The 2,669-nt window shown below is 63.4% G+C and carries 2 protein-coding genes; both read left to right on the top strand.

The window, feature by feature from the left end; translation table 11 throughout:
• The first annotated feature begins 338 nt into the window (after nucleotides 1–338).
• The gene (locus ACESMT_RS18005; RefSeq protein ID WP_372827977.1) at nucleotides 339–1,535 is read left to right on the top strand and encodes an MFS transporter; all 1,197 of its coding nucleotides are present in this window, start codon (nucleotides 339–341) and stop codon (nucleotides 1,533–1,535) included.
• Nucleotides 1,536–1,717: 182 nt separating this feature from the next.
• Complete coding sequence (locus ACESMT_RS18000; RefSeq protein ID WP_372827976.1) at nucleotides 1,718–2,530, top strand: SDR family oxidoreductase; 813 nt, start codon at nucleotides 1,718–1,720, stop codon at nucleotides 2,528–2,530.
• Nucleotides 2,531–2,669: the final 139 nt, after the last annotated feature.

Here is a 2,669-nt window from a genome sequence, read left to right as displayed (position 1 = left end):
TAGCCGCCCAGCGCTTCGTCGGCCGAGTTGTCCAGCACTTCCTGGATGATGTGCAGCGGGTTGTCGGTGCGCGTGTACATGCCCGGCCGCTGCTTGACGGGCTCCAGGCCCTTGAGCACGCGGATCGAGCCTTCGGAATAGTCGTTGGGTGGTTTGGTCGCCATGGGAGGGCTGATTGTAGTGCTGAAAGATTTTACAACTGGATGAATATACAGTCCAAGACAGGGTTCCTGCACAGTCAGCCGCCCTTCTTATCCATACCGTGAAAATTTCGGAAAGCAAAAATCGTCTGGTCTGGTTACATTCATGGGATGCAAGCGACCCCCCGAAATCTTTCCATGACTCAGGTGCTGCTCTGCGGCGCCGCCATCGTCACCCTGTCCATGGGCATACGCCACGGTTTCGGCCTGTGGTTGCTGCCGATTACTCAGGAACAGGGCTGGACACGAGGAACCTTCTCCTTCGCCATCGCCATCCAGAACCTGTCCTGGGGCGTGTTCGGGATTTTTGCCGGCATGCTGGCCGACCGCTTTGGCGCGTTTCGAGTCGTCATCGGCGGCGCCGTGCTGTATGCACTGGGTCTGGTGGGCATGGCGCTGTCCACCACCGGCCTGATGTTCACACTGACGGCCGGCATTTTGATCGGTGCGGCCCAGGCGGGCACCACCTATGCGGTGATTTACGGCGTGATTGGCCGCAACATCCCGGCTGAGAAACGTTCCTGGGCCATGGGAGTGGCAGCCGCTGCAGGTTCGTTCGGGCAGTTCCTGATGGTGCCGGTTGAAGGTTTTCTGATCAGCGGCCTGGGCTGGCAGGAAGCACTGCTGGTGCTGAGCGCCGCCGTGCTGCTGATTGCGCCGCTGGCCTTCGGCCTGCGCGAGACCTTCTTCGGCCCCGGACAGGCACCGCCGCGCGAGCAGACCATCGTGCAAGCGTTCAAGGAAGCCTTCAAGTACCCCAGTTTCCAGATGCTGATGGCAGGCTACTTTGTCTGCGGTTTCCAGGTCGTATTTATCGGCGTGCACATGCCCAGCTACCTTCGTGACAAGGGCCTGTCGCCGCAGGTGGCCAGCTACGCGCTGGCGCTGATCGGGCTGTTCAATGTCTTCGGCACCTACGCCGCCGGCACGCTGGGCCAGCGCCTGTCCAAAAAGAACATCCTGGCTTTCATTTATCTGGCGCGGGCCGTGGTCATTGCCGTGTTTCTGGCTGCGCCACTGAGCCCGGCCAGCGTCTACATCTTTGCCAGCTTGATGGGCCTGCTGTGGCTGTCCACCATTCCGCCGACCAATGCGGTGGTGGCGCAGATTTTCGGTATCCAGCATCTGTCCATGCTCAGCGGTTTTGTATTTTTCAGCCACCAGATCGGCTCTTTTCTGGGCGTTTACCTGGGCGGCTATCTGTATGACCGAACCGGCAGCTACGACATCGTCTGGTACATCGCCATCGCGCTGGGCGTCTTCGCCGCCTTGATCAACCTGCCGGTGCGTGAAACCGCCATCCAGCGATCGCGCGCTGTGCCGCAGGGTGCCTGACATGGCTCGCAAGCTCGCCCTGTATCTGCTGGCCGTCGCCGCCACGCTGGGCGTGTTTGCGCTGTACACGCGGCCCGACTTCCTGCTGACGCTGGCCGACCAGATCTGGGCCTGCTTCTAGATCCCGCCGCAAGCCGGGGGATGGTAGGCTTGCGTCTGCAAAAAGAACTGGGGACAGCGGCATGAAAAGCATCGTGATCACGGGTGCCTCCGAAGGCATAGGCGCCGAAATGGCGCGCCAGCTCGCGCGGCGGCATGGCGCGCAGCTTTCGCTGGTGCTGGCCGCACGCAATGAGCAGGCGCTGCAGGCAGTGGCGACGCAATGCCAGGCCAGCGGGGCCGCCACGCTGGTGGTCCGCACCGACGTCTCAGAACAGGCTCAGTGCACCGCACTGATGGATCGGACCATGGCCCGCTTTGGCCGCATCGATGCACTGATCAACAACGCCGGCATGTCGGCGCAGGCCCTGTTCAGCGACGTCAAGGCGGACGACCTCGGCTGGTACGAACAACTCATGAAAATCAACTTCTGGGGCAGTGTCTGGTGCACCCATGCGGCCCTGCCGGCCCTCAAAACAACCCGCGGCAGCATCGTCGCGGTGTCCAGCCTGGCCGGGCTGGTCGGTGTGCCGGGCCGCACTGCCTACAGCGCCACCAAGTTTGCGATGACCGGTTTTTTCGAGGCGCTGCGCGCAGAGTTGAAAACCGCCGGCGTCAGTGTCACCACGGCCTATCCTGGCGTGGTCGCCACGCAGATCCGGCATCGCGGCTTCAACGCCGCCGGCGCGCCAGCCGGTGCCAGCGGGCTGAAAGAAGATGACGCAATGAGTGTCGAAGAATGCGCCCGCCTGATCATCGAGGGCATGGACCGCCGCGAGCGCGAGGTGGTGATGACCGCCAAGGGCAAACTGGCCCGCTGGCTCAAGCTGCTGGCGCCCGGGGCGGTTGAGCGCATGGCGCTGGCAGCGCTCAAGGACGAGGTCAAACCCCGGTGAGCATGGCCCCCACGCTTGTCGCTTCGCGTACTGCGCTGCCCCCCGAGGGGGCTGTGCTTGCTTGGGGCGGCCCTGCGCGGCGCACGCTGGCCCCCACGCTTGTCGCTTCGCGTACTGCGCTGCCCCCCGAGGGGGCTGT

This window comes from Polaromonas sp. (genome assembly GCF_041689105.1).
GTDB lineage: Bacteria > Pseudomonadota > Gammaproteobacteria > Burkholderiales > Burkholderiaceae_C > Polaromonas.
This window is presented reverse-complemented; position numbering and strand designations above follow the sequence as displayed.